This is a genomic window from Synoicihabitans lomoniglobus, assembly GCF_029023725.1.
In the GTDB taxonomy this organism is placed as follows: domain Bacteria; phylum Verrucomicrobiota; class Verrucomicrobiia; order Opitutales; family Opitutaceae; genus Actomonas; species Actomonas lomonigloba.
Genome location: NZ_CP119075.1, coordinates 576,603 through 593,087 on the forward strand (window position 1 = coordinate 576,603; position 16,485 = coordinate 593,087).

The following is a 16,485-nucleotide window of genomic DNA, read 5'->3' on the forward strand; positions in this document are numbered from 1 at the left end:
ATTGTGGGGAGTGGGTCTGTCGGGTGCGGCTCGGTTGACCGATTGAGTGACCGCCGATGGCGCGGATTCACGCGGATTTCGGTGCCAGGGGGGGCGATGCCGGCGTTGCCGTCGGGCTAGTTTTTTGTCGCGGGCGGGAAGAAGGATTCGAAGTAGGCTTTGCCACGGGTAACGAATTCCGTGGGGTCGGCGGCGAAGTCGGGGTTGTCGGTTTCGAGCGCCATGACGCCGGACCAATCGCTGGCGCGGAGGGCTTCGAACACGCCGACGTAGTTGCTGTTGCCGAGCCCGATGTGTGTGCCCATGGGGCGTCCCGGGCGCTCCTCTTGGTCGAGGCGCTTGTCCTTGAGGTGCATGTCAAACACGCGGTCGCCGTAATTTTTAAGCACGGTGGCAGCATCGAAGCCGGCGGCGGTGACCCAGCCGATGTCGAGACACACGCCAATGCGTGGATCGCGTTCGGCGAGGATGTGTTTTACGACCGATGGATTGCCGTAGGTGGTGCCGGTGCCGTGGTTGTGCACGGCGAGCTTGATGTCGTATTCGCGCACGAGCTCTTCGAGATTGTCCCAGATGAGCGGGTCGCCGGGTTCAACCACGATGACTTTGATCCCGCAGCGTTGAGCGAACTCGAAGAGTTTGCGGTTCTCCTCTTTGTTGAGCGATGTGCCACTGACGCCGATGGAGTAGGCGGTGACGCCGTGCTCTTTCAGGAAAGCCAATTTCCGGGCGGTCTCGGCCTCGGTGCCGTTGGGGTCGAGATGGGCGCGGTAAAACTCGATCTGAGTAATGCCGTGTTTTTCGGCGAACAGCACCGTTTCCTCGAACGACATATTGCGGCAGGTCCAGGACTGGATGCCGAGTTGCGGGGCGGCCGTGGCGGTGGCGGCGAAAGCAGAGATGAGGAGTAGAAAGCGAAGGGCGTTTTTCATGAGGGGAGTGAAATCAAAGCGAGAGATCCGCCATGGGCCAGAATCGTTTTCCGGGACCGGCGGCGGAGCTCGGCTCGATCCGGCCGCATGATGTAGGATGACTTTACCGCCAAGACACCGACGTGCATGCGATCCGCGGGAGGGCGCACGACCCAAGTAGGCCGCCTGCTCGCAGGCGCTACGGGGGGAAAGCGCCTGCAAGAAGGCGCACGACCCAAGCTGGATGCGTAGAAGGTGCGCGCGTTTTAACCGAGCCGGCGACGAACCTCAGTCGTCGGTGCGGAAGGGCGAGGCAGGCAGACCCTCGCGGTTGGCCAAGTTGGCGAAGTCGGGGTTGTCGGCCCACGCGTAACGCACGTATTTCGGAGCCGGGAGGTCCTCGTGCCAAACGACGACGGTGTCGCCATCGATGCGGGCATGCCCCCAGATGAAGGCCTGGTCCTCGCCCGCGATGGCGAAGTGGGCGAGGGTCTCGCCCTTGTTACTCATCAGGCCACTGCCGACGTGGTCGAAGTGTAGCACGATTTCGCCGTCTTTGATTTCCTGGGAACGGAAGATCGGACCGGAGGCCACGAGCTCATCGTCGCCGTAGCTGATCCGCATCGCCTGCAGCGCGAGGCGCTCGCCGACGGGTTTTTTGTCGCCGGGATGGATGTCGTTCCATTCGCCAAGATCGATATTGATGCCCAAGCCGGTGCGAGGCGTGGTGAGCGCGGTCTCGAGTTGAGCTTCGCGCATGAGCGCCCAGTTGCTTTCGGCCGGCAGGTAGTCGACGTCCTGGAAGTTGGGCAGTTGAGCGATGAGGAATGGCAGTGCTCCCATGTCCCAGTGGGCGCGCCAATCGGCGATGAGGTTGGGGAGCAAACGCCGATAGGCAGCGGGGTTGCCGGCATTGCTTTCGCCTTGATACCAGAGCAGACCGCGGACGCCGAAATTGGTGAACGGCGCAATCATGCCGTTGTAGAGCGAGGCGGGTTGGCCTTGGGCGTTGATGCCCCATTTGTAGGAGCGGCGGGGCGCATACGCTTCGCCGACCTTGTAGTCCCAGTCGCCTTTCAGGTCGATGGACTGATCGGCGGCGATGAGCTGGTAGGGCTTGTCGGGGATGAAGCCGCCTTTGCCGCCCTGGTTGATCACGCGGATTACGAACAGGTTCTTGCCGGGCTGCAGCACGCCGGCGGGGATCGTGTAACGGCGTTGCGGATACTCGTAGGTGGTGTTGCCGATGCGTTGCCCGTTGACGTAGATTTCGTCGGCGTTGCGGATGCGCCCGAGTTTGGCCAACGCGTCCATGCCGGTCATGGCGGCAGGCACATCGATTTCGCGGCGATACCAGACGACCCCATCGAGATCGCGCACGCCTTGGTCCTCCCAGTAGCCGGGGACATTGATGCGTTTCCAGTTTTGGGGTTCGTAGGCGGGGTCGAACCATTTGACGTCGCCGGTGAGACCGCGATCGGCTTCGACACGGGGGCCGTCGGATTCGCGGTCGGCTTGAGCCTCGGCGTTGACGCGATCGACATAGGCGGTGTCGAGGTTGCGCTCGATGGTGGCGAGTTGATCGGGGAAGTCGCGAAAGCCCTCGGCGCTCGTCCAGGCTTCGATGATGGTGCCGCCGACACAGCTCATGATGATGCCTTGAGGCACGCCGTAGCGGTCATGGAGTTTCTTGGCGAAGAAGTAGCCGATGACGGTAAAGTCCAAGAGATTCTCGGGATTGGATTCCTTCCACGTGAGCCCGGGGAAGTCATCCTGCGGGCCCGTCAGCACGGGCTGGGTGGGGACGCGGAACTGGCGAATGGCGGGATTGGCCGAGGCGGCGATTTCGGTGGCGTAGCGTTCCTGCCAGCGACCGAAGTTGTGCGTCATGTTGGACTGGCCGGACGCGACCCAAACATCGCCGACGTAAATGTCGCGCAGCAGGAGGCTGTTGTGGCCTTGGATTTCCATCGTGTCCGGACCACCCGGGGACAGCGGTTCGAGGCGCACCATCCATTTGCCGTCGGCGTCGGCGGTGGCCGCGAGTTGTTGTTTGCGAAACGCGACCGAGACGGACTCGCCGGGATCGGCCCAACCCCAGATTTTCAAGGCGGCGTCGCGTTGGAGCACCATGCCGTCACCGACGATGCTGGGAAGTCTGACATCGGCCGAGGCGACGGAGATCAGAAAAAGTGAAACGAGCAGCGAGAGGAGGAGGGGAATTCGGGGGCGCATGCGGCAAGGGGTTAGGTTTGGTGAACCAAGCGGGGAAGGATCGAGAGGGCAACCATCCGGCGGAGAACGGTTCAGTCTAACCATTGGGCGTTAAATGCGGATGGGGCGCGGTGTCTTTGCGGTTGATCCCGGTTCGTGGGTGGGCGAAATCAAAGGTGCCGCCGAAGCGAAGGCTCGACGGCGCTGGTTGGAGATCGAAATCGAGACCGGTTTCGATCGTGCCGTGGTCCCGTAGTTCAACGGATAGAACGATGGTTTCCTAAACCGTAAATCTGGGTTCGATTCCCAGCGGGACTACCAGCCTTCGCCAAGGCTACGGCTGGCAAGCCAGCCCGAGCTCCGGCCCATTGCTGCGGGAAATCAGAGTCTGGCTCGGAGCGTAGAATCATCTTCCGCCAGCTCACTCGCGGTGTGCAGGGCACCCAGTGAAAATTTGGCACCGGTCCCCTGTTTGCTGAGAAACCCCGATTGACTGGAAACCTGATTACCGACGAGTGAGGCGGAAGTCACACCGTTGCAATAATCAGGTCAATTCTACGGAGAATTTGGGTCAACTCGGATTACGAGACCGTTGGGTTCCCTGGTGGATGAGTTGGCAAAGAGCCGCCCCAGATAAATTTCGTTGCGACGGGCAAAGGACATCGATCCGAAGATCATGTTTTCCCCCCAAGGCCAGCTGACGACCTGACTCCCCGATTCACCGCTGGCGTTGCCAAAGCCCATCAGAAAGTCGGTTGAGAGATCGGGTATCGCAAAGGCTCCATACAGCAAGTCGGTGCCTCCGAGTGCGGTTCCAGAAGAGAGGGGGAAAGCCTGCTCTAAATGGAACGTGAGTGACCCTCCGTTGATCGCGCCGGTGATGATGGCGCGGGATTCTTGCAGGGTAACGCTGGTGGCGTGGTCGCTCAAGGAACCTCCGATAATCTCCGTCCAAATCGTCTGTGAAACGAAATCGACGACGGCCAACGCAACATCGTAGTCCAGATCGGAGTAGGTGGCTTCACTGATGCTTGGCCGGTCCACACAGTGACCGACAAAAATCATGCGCCGATCCGGCGATAGTTTCACGTCCTCGAACCACGTCATTGAACGGTCGAGGACTGCGCTACCTTGGACAGGTTCCATGGTGTCGCCCGTGTGAGGATTCACTAGGCCGATGTAGGCTTGATAGAGAGGCCAGTTGCGACCTGTCCATGGGTAGTGGGCATTGAAGGAGTCCTCACCGCGATCGGCCCCCACCACAACCAGGTATCCATCGGGGGACGCAGCGATGGCTCGGGACTGTCCCCGCTTCAACCGGGCCGTATAGCTCGACCATGCGGGCAGGTGGGGCTGCGGGCGCTTTTGCGAGAGTTTGGCGGCGTATCCATTGATGAGGCTGGAGTTCAGGCGCCCCCGGCCGGGAATTTGTCGGGGAAGCGTGTCACTCACGGTGGATCCGACGATGTAGATCGAGTCGTGCTCGTCGGTGATGAAGTCCTCAATCGAATCAGAATTGTTTCCGCCAAAATAGGTGGACCATGCAAGCTCGCCGCTGTTCACATCCAGTGCGGCGAGGAAACCGTCAGTAACGTAGCGCGCCGCAGGCGGTGGGGCGGAGTGGTTGAATTTCCCGTGGGATCGGGCGAGCGGCCCCGACGTGGTGCCGGCGATGAGTAACAGTTTATCCTGAGGCAACCAACCGATGGAAGACGCCAGAACCCGGCGGGCGAATGAGACAGAATTGTCTGTGCCCAGGTAGCTGACCCACGCAATTTGTTGACTGGAGATATGATGCATCGCCACGAAGGAATTTTCCCCGGAGGAGAAGGCGTTGTTGTAGCCGAGCACGTCGGTGAAGGCGTCACTTTGCGTTACGCCGGTTGTCAGGAAATGTCCGCTGGAGCCCAAAATGCCTTCACTGATGCCATCCGTGCGTTGGCCCTCGATCACCCACACGTCCTGAATCTGCGGGTCGATCACCAATGTTTGGGACTGATCATAGTCGCCGAGTTTGAATCCGAACACGCCATTGCCGAATGATTCGTATGTTGTTTCGATCGATTTTGCGTTCTGAAAGCTGATGGGGGCGGGTTCGACAAACTCTGCGAATCGAGCCTTCACTCTAATGTTTCCGTCCGGCTCGAAATCAACGGAATCAGCTCCTCGGTAGGCGAGGCGGATGTCCTTGGGATTGGCCCCCGAATGAACGATAAAATCGTATTTAAGAGTCCCGAAATCGGTGGCGTAGAATTGCAGGTCAATGCCGTGCCATAGATGTTTGTAGGTGATTTTACGATACGATTGGGCGGATTTACCGTCGATTTGATCAGGGAAGTAGTAGCGAGTGACGGGCCCCCCTTGATCGGTCCCGGCGGGGGCTGCTTTGGGGTTGGAATTGAGGAAGGTGAGGTCGATTCGATGAACCTCGCGGGTTGCGGGCAAACGATCGAGGTGGTCGGCCTCCGTCATTTTGGGAGGGTCGAGGTCGCCATCCCGTGGATCCCGCTTGCGTTGAAATATCAGACTGACCCGGTCGGCGGAGAAGTAGGCGTCCACACCAGTGAGGCGACTGTGAAAAAGCACGTTGTGAGATATCTGACCATTGGGCAGCCTCACTTGACCCTGATTTGGGAGGAACGGGTATGACCCGTCTTTCTCTTTGGTCGGAGGGGGGAGTGAAACCGAAATGGGAATGGTATTTTCGTCGGTGAACTTGGGACTCTCAACTTGGGGTAGATTTTGAATCTGCTGAACCGTTGAAGTGGGGAGGATGGCCGTTTCTGGTTTGGCATCGAGCCCGATGCCGCTGGCGATGAGATAGAGAAGAAGGAAGCGGAGGCTGATTTTCATGGTAGCAACAGATGAGCTGGGAGATGGGGCGATCGTCGTTCGGGCCGACGGCTGCGCGAGGGTGTGCCGAAGCAATCATTTCGCCCCGATCATACCGTAAGCGTGGTCCCGATTTCCTGCCGCCATGGGGTGAAACCGTGCTCACTCGAACGGGTGATGCCCTCATCCCCAGTCATTACCAGTTGGGAGACTGACACGAGGGCCGGTTTCGCGGTTCGGGCAAATGTTTACGACGCTCAACTCGTGTTTTTTGGAGTCCTATAGATTTGTCATGGGACGATGAGTGCAGGCCGGATTTGCGAGTCGAGCCCGTCTTCCCCTTGGCAATGAACCGTGCGGAGCCGGGTAGGAGCTCGCTGTGGCGGGATCTTACCAGCGCTCTCGGAGCGATTCTACAAAAGCGAGAGGTTGATGGCGGGCGCGCTGGACTTCATTGTCATGGGATTGTGACCGGGAGGGGCTTGAAACATCCTCTAATATTGGGCGTCTGATGTCGTTGGTGGAGGTGAGCCCTTTCTCGACAACCCACCGCGTCGCCCGTTAATCCCGTATCTCATGACTTTATCCGCCCCGCGTTCTTCCCGTTTTCATCGTCAACGCTCTGCCCGCACTCGCGGTTTTACGCTGTTGGAAATCATGGTGGTGCTGGCGATCCTGGGCCTGCTGGTGGCGGTCTTGGTGCGCAATGTCGGGGGTGATCTCGAGCGCGGCAGTCAACAGGCGGCCGGTCTCTTCGTCAAATCGACCATGGCGCTGCCGCTCACGACTTACAAAATCGACATGGGCAGCTACCCCACGACCGCCCAGGGGCTCGACGCATTGATCAATGCGCCGCAGTCGGGCAATGGGCGCTGGAAAGGGCCCTACTTTGAGTCCACCAACGGCCAGCTCCCGCTCGATCCGTGGCAGCAGCCTTACCAATACCGGTTTCCCGGCACCAAAAATCCCCGGCTCTACGACTTGTATTCCAAGGGGCCTGATTTGACGGCTGACACCGACGACGACGTCGGCAACTGGCAGTAATCGCCAGATCTCGCCCGCATGACATTCACGCACCGCCGATCCCGGATGGAGCGGCGCGGGCCGGGCGCCCGAGGTTTCACGCTGCTGGAAATCATGGCGGTGATCGGGCTCATGGGCTTGCTCGCCGCCGTGCTCTCGGTCGGCGTCTCGCGGGCGTTGCAGGATCGGTCGGAATCGGCCGACGATGTGTTTTGGTATGCGATCGGCGAGGCCCGAAAATTCGCGCTGATGAACCAGACCGAAGTGCGGCTCACCTTCGACAATCAGGAGCAGGTGTTTCGCGCGTCGACCCCGCTGGGCGAGAAGGTGTTTCCGCTGCCGCCGGGCATGGAGTTTGACCTCGAGTTTCTCGGCGTGGGCAAGGGCACGCGTTCGATCATGATCGGGGGCATTCTGCTCGAGGCCAGTGAGCTCAAGCATGTGCGGTTTTTCGATGACGGCACCTGCACGCCGTTTCGCGCGCAACTGAGGGTGAACGATGGGCAACCGATCGTGTATGAGATCGACCCGTGGACTTGTGCGCCGGTGCTGCGCGGGGAGGAGAACCGCTGAGATGACGCGACGCGGTGGATTCACGATTTTGGAGGTGCTGGCGGCGCTGGCGATTTTTGCGGGCGCGGCGATCGTGATGGGCACGGCCTACATCAACGTGTTGATGGGCTACCAACATGCCGAACGGGCCACGCGCACGGATGCGGACGTGCAGTTCGCACGGGAGATTCTGTTTCGGCAGCCGGATCTCGAAAAAGTGGAGGAGGGTGGCGACTTCGCCACGGCCGACGGCCGACAACTTACGTGGCGGGCGGAAGTCGTGCCGACCAACGTGGCCGACCTGTTTGACGTGATTTTCGAGGTGGAGATTTCCGGCAACGATGATGTCGCGGAGCAGAAAATCTCCGAGCAGTTTCGCATGTTGCGCCCGACCTGGTCGGAGGATGATGACCGCGATAAACTGCGGCAGGAATCGCTCGATCGCATCACGGAGTATTTGGAACGGAGGCAGGTGCGATGAAGCGTCGCGGTGGATTCACCCTGATGGAGCTGATGGTGGCACTGGCGCTGGTCGCGATGGTGTTGATCGGGCTCAATTCGTTCATCTTTTCGATGTCGGAGCTGTGGGGGCGCGGTCGGGATTGGCGGCTCTTCGATCAACATGCCCGGGCGGTGACCCGATTCCTCGAGCGCGAATTGCGGGTGGCGTCGCTGCCACCGGCAGTGGCGAGTGGACAGGCTTCCGTCGAAGTGCGCGAAGTCGAGGTGCAGTTTGGTCGGCGGGAGGAGTTGCTTACCTTTGGATTGCGCGAAGGCAGTCGCATTTTGGAGTGGCCGGAACGCCCCTTGCCCGACGTGTGGTGTGCGTTGGAAGTGCGGCGCGGCGAAGGTTTGGTCCTGTATTGGCAGTCGGCGCTGGAGGAGCGTTTCGACGACGATCCGCCGCGGGAGATGGTGCTCACGCCGCTGGTGACCGAAATCGCCTACGACTACTTTGATGCGGAGTTCAATCGGTGGGAAACCGAGGACGCGTTCCGCACCAGCGATGACCGCGAATTGGAAACGCCGTCGCGGATTCGCCTCACCTTCACCTATCGGGACGAGACCATTGTGACCGTCGTGCCATTGCCGTTGTTCGGGGAAGGGCTGCCTCCATTCTGATGCGTGCCTCGATTCTCACTTCATGGCGGCGGAAGTCGCGCCGGGCATCGGTGCTGATCATCGTGTTGGTGACGTTGGTGTTCGCGACGACGGCGTTGCTGTTGTTTATCGAACGGGCGAGCACGGATCTCATCGTGCATGTGCGCGATGCCGATCGCATGCGCCTGCGGCAGGAAGCGTATTCGGCGTTGGAGACGACGATGGCGGTCTTGCTCGATTTCAAGGAAGTCATCGGCGGCCTGCACAGCCCGGCGGAAGGGTGGGGCGATCCTTTGGATTGGACGGACTACGAACCCGGTGAAGGTCTGGAGGTGTCGGTCGAGTTTGTGGATGAAAGCGGTAAAATTTCCGTCGGCCAACTGACCCAAAAATCGCTTTACGACCTGTTCTTTACGTGGGGTGAAACCCAATCGGAGGCCGAGCTGTGGGCCGACGCCATCATGGGTTGGATGGAGGAGGATTACACGCCGGTCTCGTTCGAGGCGCCGGAGGTGGAAGACTACGAGCGCGGTGATCTCGCGTTTCGTCCCCCGTGGCGGCGACTGCGCTCTTTTGAAGAATTGCGGGCGATTGACGTGATCCGGGAAGCGTTTTTCACCCCGACCGGTTTGTGGAACGAGAAGGGACGCCGCTTCAAGGAGTCGGTGTCGTTGTTCAACTACAGCAAGGCCAACGTGAACTCGGCTCCCGAATCGGTGTTGGCCGCCTTGGGCGGATTTGACCGGATGCAGCAGGAACTCCTGAGCGATTATCGCGGTGGAATCGGGCTGTATCAGGGCAATGGCCCGGGATTTTTCACCGACGCCGGTGAAGTTTCCGGCATCGTCGGTGAAGGGGCGGGCGCGGACGCGTTCAGCACGGAGATCTCCGCGCTGCGGATTATCGTGACGGTGAAACAAAACGTGACCGAATATCGTCTGAATGTGGTGATTTCCCCCAATGGAGCGGCCAGCACCGTGCGCGCAGAGCCCATTCCCCGCAAAGGTGAGTCGCGAGACACCACGAGTGAAGAAGCCGCGGCGGACGCGGAAGCGACCGCTGCGCAGGCGGCAGGTGCACCGGAGCAAGGCACGGCGACCGCGAAACGGGTCTCCGCCGCCGAATTGGTGGTGCAGGAGGACAGTGAGTCCGAAAACCTGAGCTTAGAGTATCCCTTTACACTGTTGGAGATTCGCGAGATTGATGCACCCGAGCATCTGGCTCCGCCTCCCTTGACTGAAGCGCCCTGACATGTCTGCCCTCCCGATCCGAATTCCCGTCTTCAAAACCCGGCCACGTTACGTCGTGATGCTGCCCGATCATCGCTTTTTTGTGCGCTCGGTGCCGCTGGCGACCGGTGAAGGCGCGGGCTCCGTGCGGGAGCAAATCGAACTCGCGTTGGAAACGGTGGCGCCGTTTCCCCTGTCGCAGCTTTACTGGGGTTACTGGAGCCGGAAAGGCGGCGACCGCGCCTTGGTGTTTGCAGCCTACCAGAAACGGTTTGCGGCGGCCGAGATCGAGGACTGGGGGGAGGCCGAGTGGGTCGTGCCGCAGTTTGGCGCGGTCCTGGCGGGCAAACCGCCGGAACCAGCCACGACGGTGATCTTGCGCTCGGCGGAGGGACTGACGGCACTGCACTTTGGCGATGCCTCGGGTGTGCCCACGGTGGTCAAATCAATCGAAGTCGCCGAAGAATCCTCCGACCGCGAATGGGACGCCGCCCGGGAAACATTGATCCGCGAGTGCGGCGGCAGCCGGACGATCCTCGATGTAAGTCGCGCCGAGGTCGATCCGGGGAAACCGGGTGACGACGAAATTACGGTCCGACGCGACGGCGAGCGCGTGAGCTTCGATTTGGATGAGGCCCAGATGCTCGACGTGCGCGATCCGACCGAGTTGGCGGGACGCCGCCGGGCGCGGCTGCGCGACACCTGGCTGTGGCGCGGCCTCGTCGCCGCCGCGATCATCATCTTGATCTCTGCGCTGGGCGAAGGGGGACTCTACGGATTGGAAAAATGGCAGCAGGGACGCCGGGCGAAGATCGCCGCGCAAGTGCCGTTGGTGAGTGAGATCGAAACCGCCGACCGCCTGGCCAACCGCATTGATGAGCTTAAGAACAAGCGCCTGCGCCCATTTGAAATGATTGGAATCGTCGATCAACCGCGCCCGGAGGAAATCCTCTTTCTGAGCACGGCGGCGACGGGTCTTTATTCGATGGAAATAGAAGCCGTCACCGAGTCACCCACCGCGGTGAACACCTACATTTCGGCTTTATCCGCGCTGCCGGGCACCGAAACGGTGGAGGCGCTCAGTCTCGATTCACGCGGATCGCGCACGACGGTCCGACTCTTGGTTCGGTTTAATGCCGATGCGTTTCAAACGGCGATTCAGCCGGCGGCAGGGGAGGTGTCATCATGAGGACTTGGTTCATGGGCAAACTGGCCCGCGAGAAATTCATCCTGCTCATCTTCGTCGGCGCGCTGGCGGTGTATTGGAGCTCCGACCTGTGGGCCCGGTTCGGGGCGGCCTGGCGGGAAAAGACCCAGACGACGGTGCAGCTGCAGGTGCAGGAGCAGTGGTTGATGCGGCGGGAACAAATTGAAGGCGCGGCGCGGGCCGCAGTGGAGGACTTGGACAGCTCCCGCACATTCAACAGCGTTCGTCTCTCCGGCGAACTCAGCACGCTCGCCGCCGGGGCGGGTATCGCCACCAACTTGCGCAGCGAGGCCCAACCCACCCAGCGCACCGCCCAATTCTCGGTGCATACCGTGCAACTCACGCTCAATCGGGTGCCGTGGGAGAATCTACTCTCGTTTTACGAGGGACTCTCCCAGCGCGCACCTTACATCAGTATTGAACAGTTTACGCTCGAGTCGGTCCGAAGTGATACCACTCAGCTCAACGCCCGCTTGCTCGTATCCTCCGTGGAGATCTCCGCTCGTTAGGTCTCTCGACTCCTGGATCGATCAAATCGACGGCCCGCCTATTGATCATGAAACCCACGTCCGCCGAAATCGAAGCCCGAGCGCCCTCCATTGCGCAATGTCGGGCGGCGGCCGCAGCCTGTGTGTGTTTCAATATTCGCCGCACCGCCCGCTTGGTGACGCACGTTTATGACGAAGCGTTGGCGCCGGTGAACGTCAGCTCGGGGCAATTTGTCATCCTGCTCTCCATGCGAATCTTGGAAATGGCCACGATGCAGCAATTGGCGGAGGCGGTGGCGCTCGATCGTTCGGCTTTGTCGCGAGCGATTCGGCCGCTCGTGGGGCGGGATTTGCTGCAAGTCGACGTGGGGGCCGACCGACGGCGGCGGGAAGTCCGGCTCACCACCGCAGGACTCGCGGTGCTGGCCGACGGAGCACCGCATTGGCAACGGGCCCAGGATCGCCTCTTGGAAGGGTTGGGGGAACAAGGGTTTCACGGACTGCTGCACACCAGCATCGAAAGTTACCGCCAACTCAGTGCGTAGTTTCGATCGCGGGTGATCGACGGCCGGGAAAGGGGGGGGAATGTGGCGCCGGCGAATGGAGTTTAGCTTGGCGATGGCACCTTCGGCATTAACGGTGGTCTGTTTGCACGCCATGTATCGGTCACCCCTCACTTATCTCCTCATGTTAGTCTCGCTGACGGCGGCCCTGCGGGCCCAGTCGTTGGCCCCGATTGCGACCGGCTCGATCGCGCCCCGCTCGAGTGGAGTGGGAGCAGCGGCGGTGGAGGTCGACCTCACTTCGTATTTTACCATCGATGGTGTGACCGCGCAGATCGTGCGTTTCGACACGATTTTTGGAGATATCGATGTCGAGATGTTGCCGGCGCATGCGCCCAACCACGTGGCCAATTTTCTCAGCTACGTGGACGATCAGCTCTACGATAATTCCATCATCCACCGGGCGGCTCCGTTTGGTAATGACGTGACCGAAGCGTCCATTATCCAAGGCGGCTCCCACTATGCGACGATCCCCTTGGGTAACATCGCGGAACTAGGTGAAATCGATTTGGAATACAGTTACCCCAACGCCCGCGGCACGTTGGCCGCCGCGCGCACGGCCGAGCCCAACAGTGCTCAGGCCCAGTGGTATTTTAACGTGGCCGACAATACGGAGGCCCTCGGTCCGCTCGACACCAGTCCCGGTTACAGCGTCTACGGCCGCATCATCGCGGGGATCGAGAACATGGACACGTTGGCTTCCATCAATTGGTTTTCCCTGAGCTCCAGTTTCCCCTCGATCCCATTGCGGTTTTACAATGGCGGTGAGATCGCGGTGGAAAATCTGGTCATCATCCACCGGGTGCTGCGCGTGCCGATGTATCCAGCCAGTGCGGACGCCGAAGCAGCGCTGACATTCACCGCCACGAGCTCCGCGCCCGGGGTGGTCAACGCGACGGTCGTGGGCAGCACCCTGCAAGTGTCGGCGCTGAGCGTCGGCACGGCGACGGTGACCATCACGGCGACCAACGGCAACGGTCAGACGGCCACTCAGCAGGTCGTGGTGGCCGCGGGTGGAATCGAGATATCCGCGCAACCGCAGAGCGTTGATCTGGCGGTGGGTGGTTCCGCGACGGTCGCCGTGACGGCGACATCGTCCGAGGCGCTCAGTTACCAATGGTATCGTCACCAGGCCGGGCAGGCGGCGCCGGTTGCCATGGCCGGCGCGACGGGAACCTCGCTCACGCTTTCCAACGTGCAAAGCAGCGACATGGGTTACTATTTTGTGCGTATTTCCAACGGCGTGCATGAAGTCGAATCGGACGCCGCCGTATTAACGGTGTCCGGCGGGACGAGCCGTTTGTCCAACCTCTCGACCCGCGGTCGCATCGCGGTCGGCGGGTCGCTCACGCCTGGATTCGTGCTGCGGGGCGACGGAGAGAAGCCGTTGGTCATGCGCGGTATCGGTCCGCAGTTGATCAGCTTCGGACTGAGTGCGGGTCTGGGTGACCCCATCATGGATCTGATCCCGCTTGGTGGCTCTGAACCCCTGCTCACCAGCGACAACTGGGGCACGGCGGTGAACGCGGCGGCGCTCGTCACCACCAGCGCCTCGGTGGGAGCGTTCGCGCTTGAAACGGGTTCGCTCGACGCGGCGGTGCTGGCGGATGTGCCCTTGCCCAATGCCGCCGATTCCCGCGGTTACACGCTCAAGATCACGTCGACCAATACCGGGTTGTCCGGCATCGCGCTGGCCGAAGTCTACGACCCGGAGCCTCTTGGCGCGGACGTGCAGCTCATCAATGTGTCGGCGCTCGGCTTCTCCGGGACGGGCATCGATGCGTTGGTGCCGGGATTTGTCATCGATGGCGATGGGGCCAAGACGATGCTCATCCGGGTGGTGGGTCCGTCACTGGAGAGTTTCGGCGTGGCGGGTCTGATGACGAACCCGAAGCTCCGGGTCGTGCCGTTGGGCCAGTCCTTCACCATTGCCCGCAATGACAATTGGGCGGGAGCCGCCGACCTGCAGGCCGCTTTCACGGCGGCCGGGGCGTTCAACTTTGCCAGCACGGCCTCGCTCGATGCGGCGGTCGTGGTGCGGCTGCCGCCGGGGGGTTACACCGTCGTGGTGGAAGGTGCCGATGGCGGCACCGGCACCGTGTTGGTGGAAGCCTACGATCTCGACTAGACTTTTCATAATTTTGCCGGATCGCGCTTCACCGTCGGTCCGAATGCTAAAACCCTCGCGGATGACGGCACCTTTGGTGCCGTCGTCTGTCTCTTTCGCTCTCCATGTTCAGGACCCTTACTCGCTCGCTCTTCCTTTCACTCGCTTTGGCCTCGGCCTTGAGCGCTCAAACCCTGGCCCCCACCGCCACTGCAACCATCGGGGCGACCGGTGCCACCGTCGGCGGCGCACCGGTGGAGGTTCTGCTTTCGTCGCATTTTGACATCGACGGCGTCGAAGACCAGTTGGTGCTCTTCGACACGATCTACGGAAAGTTCACCGTCGAAATGCAACCGGATCACGCGCCCAACCACGTGGTCAACTTCCTCGCCTATGTGGACCTGGATGCTTACGACGACACGATCTTGCATCGCTATGCCTCTTTTACCACGGGCGGAGCCGCGTCGGGACCATCGATCATCCAAGGCGGATCGTTTACGGCGGAGTTGCCATTTGAGTCGATCGAGCAGACCTACGGCCCGGTGAACCTGGAATACAGCCTGCCCAATGCCCGGGGCACGCTGGCTGCTTCCCGGCTCGGCCCCAACAGCGCCACCACCGGCTGGTATTTCAATACCAAGGACAATACGGTGACCTTGGGACCGGGCAACGATGGCTTCGGCTACACCGTGTTCGGTCGGATCACGGGCAACCTCAATGCCGCGTTCGCGGATTTCATCGCGCAACCCTGGTTTGATTTCAGTAATTTCACGGGCTTTCCCCTGCGGAACTACACCACTCAAGACTACAACAACAGCAAAGAGGTGGAGGAGGAGAACCTCATCACGATTAACCGCATCAGCCGGGTGAACATGTATCCCGCGGACGCGACGAGTGAAGCCGCGCTTGCGTTCAGCGCCACCAGTGCGAACCCGAATGTCGTGACCGCGACGGTGGTTGGCAGCACCTTGCGGCTCACGCCGGGCGTGGTCGGCAGCACCACGGTAACGGTGCGCGCCACCGATATGACCGGAATGGTCGCAACTCAGACCTTTGCCTTCTCCACCGGTGGTGTCGTGCTCACGGCGAACCCGCAAAGCCGCAACGTCAACGCCGGCGGTTCGCTGACCTTGCGGGTCACGGCGTCCTCCACCGATCCGCTGACCTACCAATGGTATCGGCACCGTTCCGGCATGTCGGCTCCGGAGGCGCTGGCCGGACAAACCGCCGCGTCGCTGGTGATCAACAATGTGCAAGCCACCGACATGGGCTCGTATTTCGTGCGCGTGTCGAATGGTTCCCATGAAGTTCAATCCGCGGCGGCGGTGATCACCACCACGGGTGGTTCGAGCCGTTTGTCCAATCTTTCAACCCGCGGCCGCATCGCCGCCGGAGGTGCCCTTACGCCTGGATTCGTGCTGCGCGGCGACGGCGACAAGCCACTGATCATGCGCGGTATTGGCCCGCAGTTGATCGAGTTCGGGCTGACGACCGGTTTGGCCGATCCCACGATGGATCTCATCCCCCTGGGTGGTTCGACCCCACTGCTCACCAGCAACAACTGGGGCGAAGCGGCCAACGTGGCCGCGCTCGCGGCAACCAGTGCGACGGTAGGCGCTTTCGCCCTTGATGCGGACTCACTTGATGCTGCGGTCCTCGCGGACGTGCCGTTGCCCAATTCCACCGGTTCCCGTGGTTACACGCTCAAGATCACGTCCACGGACGCGGCGGCCACCGGCATTGCCCTGGCCGAGGTCTATGACCCGGAAGCAATCGGGGCGGACGTGCAGCTCATCAATGTTTCGGCACTTGGTTTCTCGGGCACGGGGAGTGATGCGTTGGTGCCCGGTTTTGTGATCGATGGGGACGGCGCCAAAACGATGCTCATCCGCGTGGTGGGTCCGTCGTTGGAAAGCTTTGGCGTGACCGGCCGGATGGCCAATCCGCGTCTGCGCGTGGTGCCGCTTGGTCAGAGTTTTTCGATTGCAGCCAATGATGATTGGGCCGGCGCCGCCGCGTTGCAGAGCGCCTTTACGGTGGCGGGAGCGTTCGACTTTGCCAGCGCGGCATCGCTTGATGCGGCGGTCGTGGTGCGGTTGCCTCCGGGCGGCTACACCGTCGTGGTCGAGGGCGCCGACGGTGGCACCGGCACCGTGCTGGTCGAAGCCTACGACCTGGACTAAGCGCGAGGCTGAGCCCTTTCGGTTCCTCTCGTTCTCGTTCTCCCGCTGTAATATGCGGAGGAGAACGATTCGAGC

Annotated in this window: 13 protein-coding genes and 1 tRNA gene; 11 read left to right on the top strand and 3 right to left on the bottom strand. The window is 61.2% G+C overall.

Features of this window, described 5'->3' with window-relative positions; translation table 11 throughout:
* Positions 1 to 116: 116 nt before the first annotated feature.
* Together PXH66_RS02290 and PXH66_RS02295 are read right to left on the bottom strand one after the other, a co-directional pair.
* A complete protein-coding gene (locus tag PXH66_RS02290) occupies positions 117 to 932 on the bottom strand; it encodes a sugar phosphate isomerase/epimerase family protein (protein WP_330930207.1) in 816 nt (271 codons plus the stop codon).
* A gap of 267 nt (positions 933 to 1,199) precedes the next feature.
* On the bottom strand, positions 1,200 to 3,146 hold the full coding sequence (locus PXH66_RS02295) for a sialate O-acetylesterase (RefSeq protein ID WP_330930208.1): 1,947 nt from the start codon (positions 3,144 to 3,146) through the stop codon (positions 1,200 to 1,202).
* A 225-nt stretch (positions 3,147 to 3,371) separates the two neighbouring features.
* On the opposite strand from PXH66_RS02295, the gene PXH66_RS02300 reads away from it, so the two are divergent.
* Positions 3,372 to 3,446 (top strand) — tRNA-Arg (locus PXH66_RS02300).
* Between the two features lie 234 nt (positions 3,447 to 3,680).
* Here PXH66_RS02300 and PXH66_RS02305 read toward each other — a convergent pair.
* Positions 3,681 to 5,978: a DUF7948 domain-containing protein gene (locus tag PXH66_RS02305; protein WP_330930209.1), complete on the bottom strand. Its 2,298-nt coding sequence runs from the start codon at positions 5,976 to 5,978 to the stop codon at positions 3,681 to 3,683.
* Positions 5,979 to 6,533: 555 nt separating this feature from the next.
* On the opposite strand from PXH66_RS02305, the gene gspG reads away from it, so the two are divergent.
* The 10 genes from gspG (at position 6,534) to PXH66_RS02355 (ending at position 16,410) form a co-directional block, all read left to right on the top strand.
* Positions 6,534 to 7,001, top strand: coding sequence for a type II secretion system major pseudopilin GspG (gspG, locus tag PXH66_RS02310; protein ID WP_330930210.1), 468 nt, complete (start codon positions 6,534 to 6,536; stop codon positions 6,999 to 7,001).
* A gap of 18 nt (positions 7,002 to 7,019) precedes the next feature.
* A complete protein-coding gene (locus PXH66_RS02315; RefSeq protein ID WP_330930211.1) occupies positions 7,020 to 7,553 on the top strand; it encodes a pilus assembly FimT family protein in 534 nt (177 codons plus the stop codon).
* A gap of 1 nt (position 7,554) precedes the next feature.
* Entirely contained in the window at positions 7,555 to 8,013 is a 459-nt protein-coding gene (locus tag PXH66_RS02320; protein ID WP_330930212.1) for a prepilin-type N-terminal cleavage/methylation domain-containing protein, read from the top strand.
* Positions 8,010 to 8,654, top strand: a complete 645-nt coding sequence (locus PXH66_RS02325) for a PilW family protein (protein ID WP_330930213.1) — start codon at positions 8,010 to 8,012, stop codon at positions 8,652 to 8,654. Before PXH66_RS02320 ends, PXH66_RS02325 begins: the two co-directional genes overlap by 4 nt.
* Positions 8,654 to 9,883, top strand: coding sequence for a type II secretion system minor pseudopilin (locus PXH66_RS02330; protein WP_330930214.1), 1,230 nt, complete (start codon positions 8,654 to 8,656; stop codon positions 9,881 to 9,883). The genes PXH66_RS02325 and PXH66_RS02330 overlap by 1 nt, the downstream gene beginning before the upstream one ends.
* Before the next feature lies 1 nt (position 9,884).
* Positions 9,885 to 11,051 (top strand): hypothetical protein, encoded by a 1,167-nt coding sequence (locus PXH66_RS02335; protein ID WP_330930215.1) that lies wholly within the window; start codon positions 9,885 to 9,887, stop codon positions 11,049 to 11,051.
* The gene (locus PXH66_RS02340) at positions 11,048 to 11,578 is read left to right on the top strand and encodes a hypothetical protein (RefSeq protein ID WP_330930216.1); all 531 of its coding nucleotides are present in this window, start codon (positions 11,048 to 11,050) and stop codon (positions 11,576 to 11,578) included. Before PXH66_RS02335 ends, PXH66_RS02340 begins: the two co-directional genes overlap by 4 nt.
* 47 nt (positions 11,579 to 11,625) lie before the next feature.
* A complete protein-coding gene (locus PXH66_RS02345) occupies positions 11,626 to 12,102 on the top strand; it encodes a MarR family winged helix-turn-helix transcriptional regulator (RefSeq protein ID WP_330930217.1) in 477 nt (158 codons plus the stop codon).
* A gap of 142 nt (positions 12,103 to 12,244) precedes the next feature.
* Positions 12,245 to 14,248 carry a peptidylprolyl isomerase gene (locus PXH66_RS02350; protein ID WP_330930218.1) on the top strand — a complete coding sequence of 668 codons (2,004 nt, stop codon included), beginning with the start codon at positions 12,245 to 12,247 and terminating at the stop codon, positions 14,246 to 14,248.
* 104 nt (positions 14,249 to 14,352) lie between these two features.
* On the top strand, positions 14,353 to 16,410 hold the full coding sequence (locus tag PXH66_RS02355) for a peptidylprolyl isomerase (protein WP_330930219.1): 2,058 nt from the start codon (positions 14,353 to 14,355) through the stop codon (positions 16,408 to 16,410).
* Positions 16,411 to 16,485: the final 75 nt, after the last annotated feature.

Coding starts and splice junctions, on each gene's coding strand:
- PXH66_RS02290 (WP_330930207.1), bottom strand. CDS start 932: ATGAAAAACGCCCTTCGCTTTCTACTCCTCATCTCTGCTTTCGCCGCC.
- PXH66_RS02295 (WP_330930208.1), bottom strand. CDS start 3,146: ATGCGCCCCCGAATTCCCCTCCTCCTCTCGCTGCTCGTTTCACTTTTT.
- PXH66_RS02305 (WP_330930209.1), bottom strand. CDS start 5,978: ATGAAAATCAGCCTCCGCTTCCTTCTTCTCTATCTCATCGCCAGCGGC.
- gspG (WP_330930210.1), top strand. CDS start 6,534: ATGACTTTATCCGCCCCGCGTTCTTCCCGTTTTCATCGTCAACGCTCT.
- PXH66_RS02315 (WP_330930211.1), top strand. CDS start 7,020: ATGACATTCACGCACCGCCGATCCCGGATGGAGCGGCGCGGGCCGGGC.
- PXH66_RS02320 (WP_330930212.1), top strand. CDS start 7,555: ATGACGCGACGCGGTGGATTCACGATTTTGGAGGTGCTGGCGGCGCTG.
- PXH66_RS02325 (WP_330930213.1), top strand. CDS start 8,010: ATGAAGCGTCGCGGTGGATTCACCCTGATGGAGCTGATGGTGGCACTG.
- PXH66_RS02330 (WP_330930214.1), top strand. CDS start 8,654: ATGCGTGCCTCGATTCTCACTTCATGGCGGCGGAAGTCGCGCCGGGCA.
- PXH66_RS02335 (WP_330930215.1), top strand. CDS start 9,885: ATGTCTGCCCTCCCGATCCGAATTCCCGTCTTCAAAACCCGGCCACGT.
- PXH66_RS02340 (WP_330930216.1), top strand. CDS start 11,048: ATGAGGACTTGGTTCATGGGCAAACTGGCCCGCGAGAAATTCATCCTG.
- PXH66_RS02345 (WP_330930217.1), top strand. CDS start 11,626: ATGAAACCCACGTCCGCCGAAATCGAAGCCCGAGCGCCCTCCATTGCG.
- PXH66_RS02350 (WP_330930218.1), top strand. CDS start 12,245: ATGTTAGTCTCGCTGACGGCGGCCCTGCGGGCCCAGTCGTTGGCCCCG.
- PXH66_RS02355 (WP_330930219.1), top strand. CDS start 14,353: ATGTTCAGGACCCTTACTCGCTCGCTCTTCCTTTCACTCGCTTTGGCC.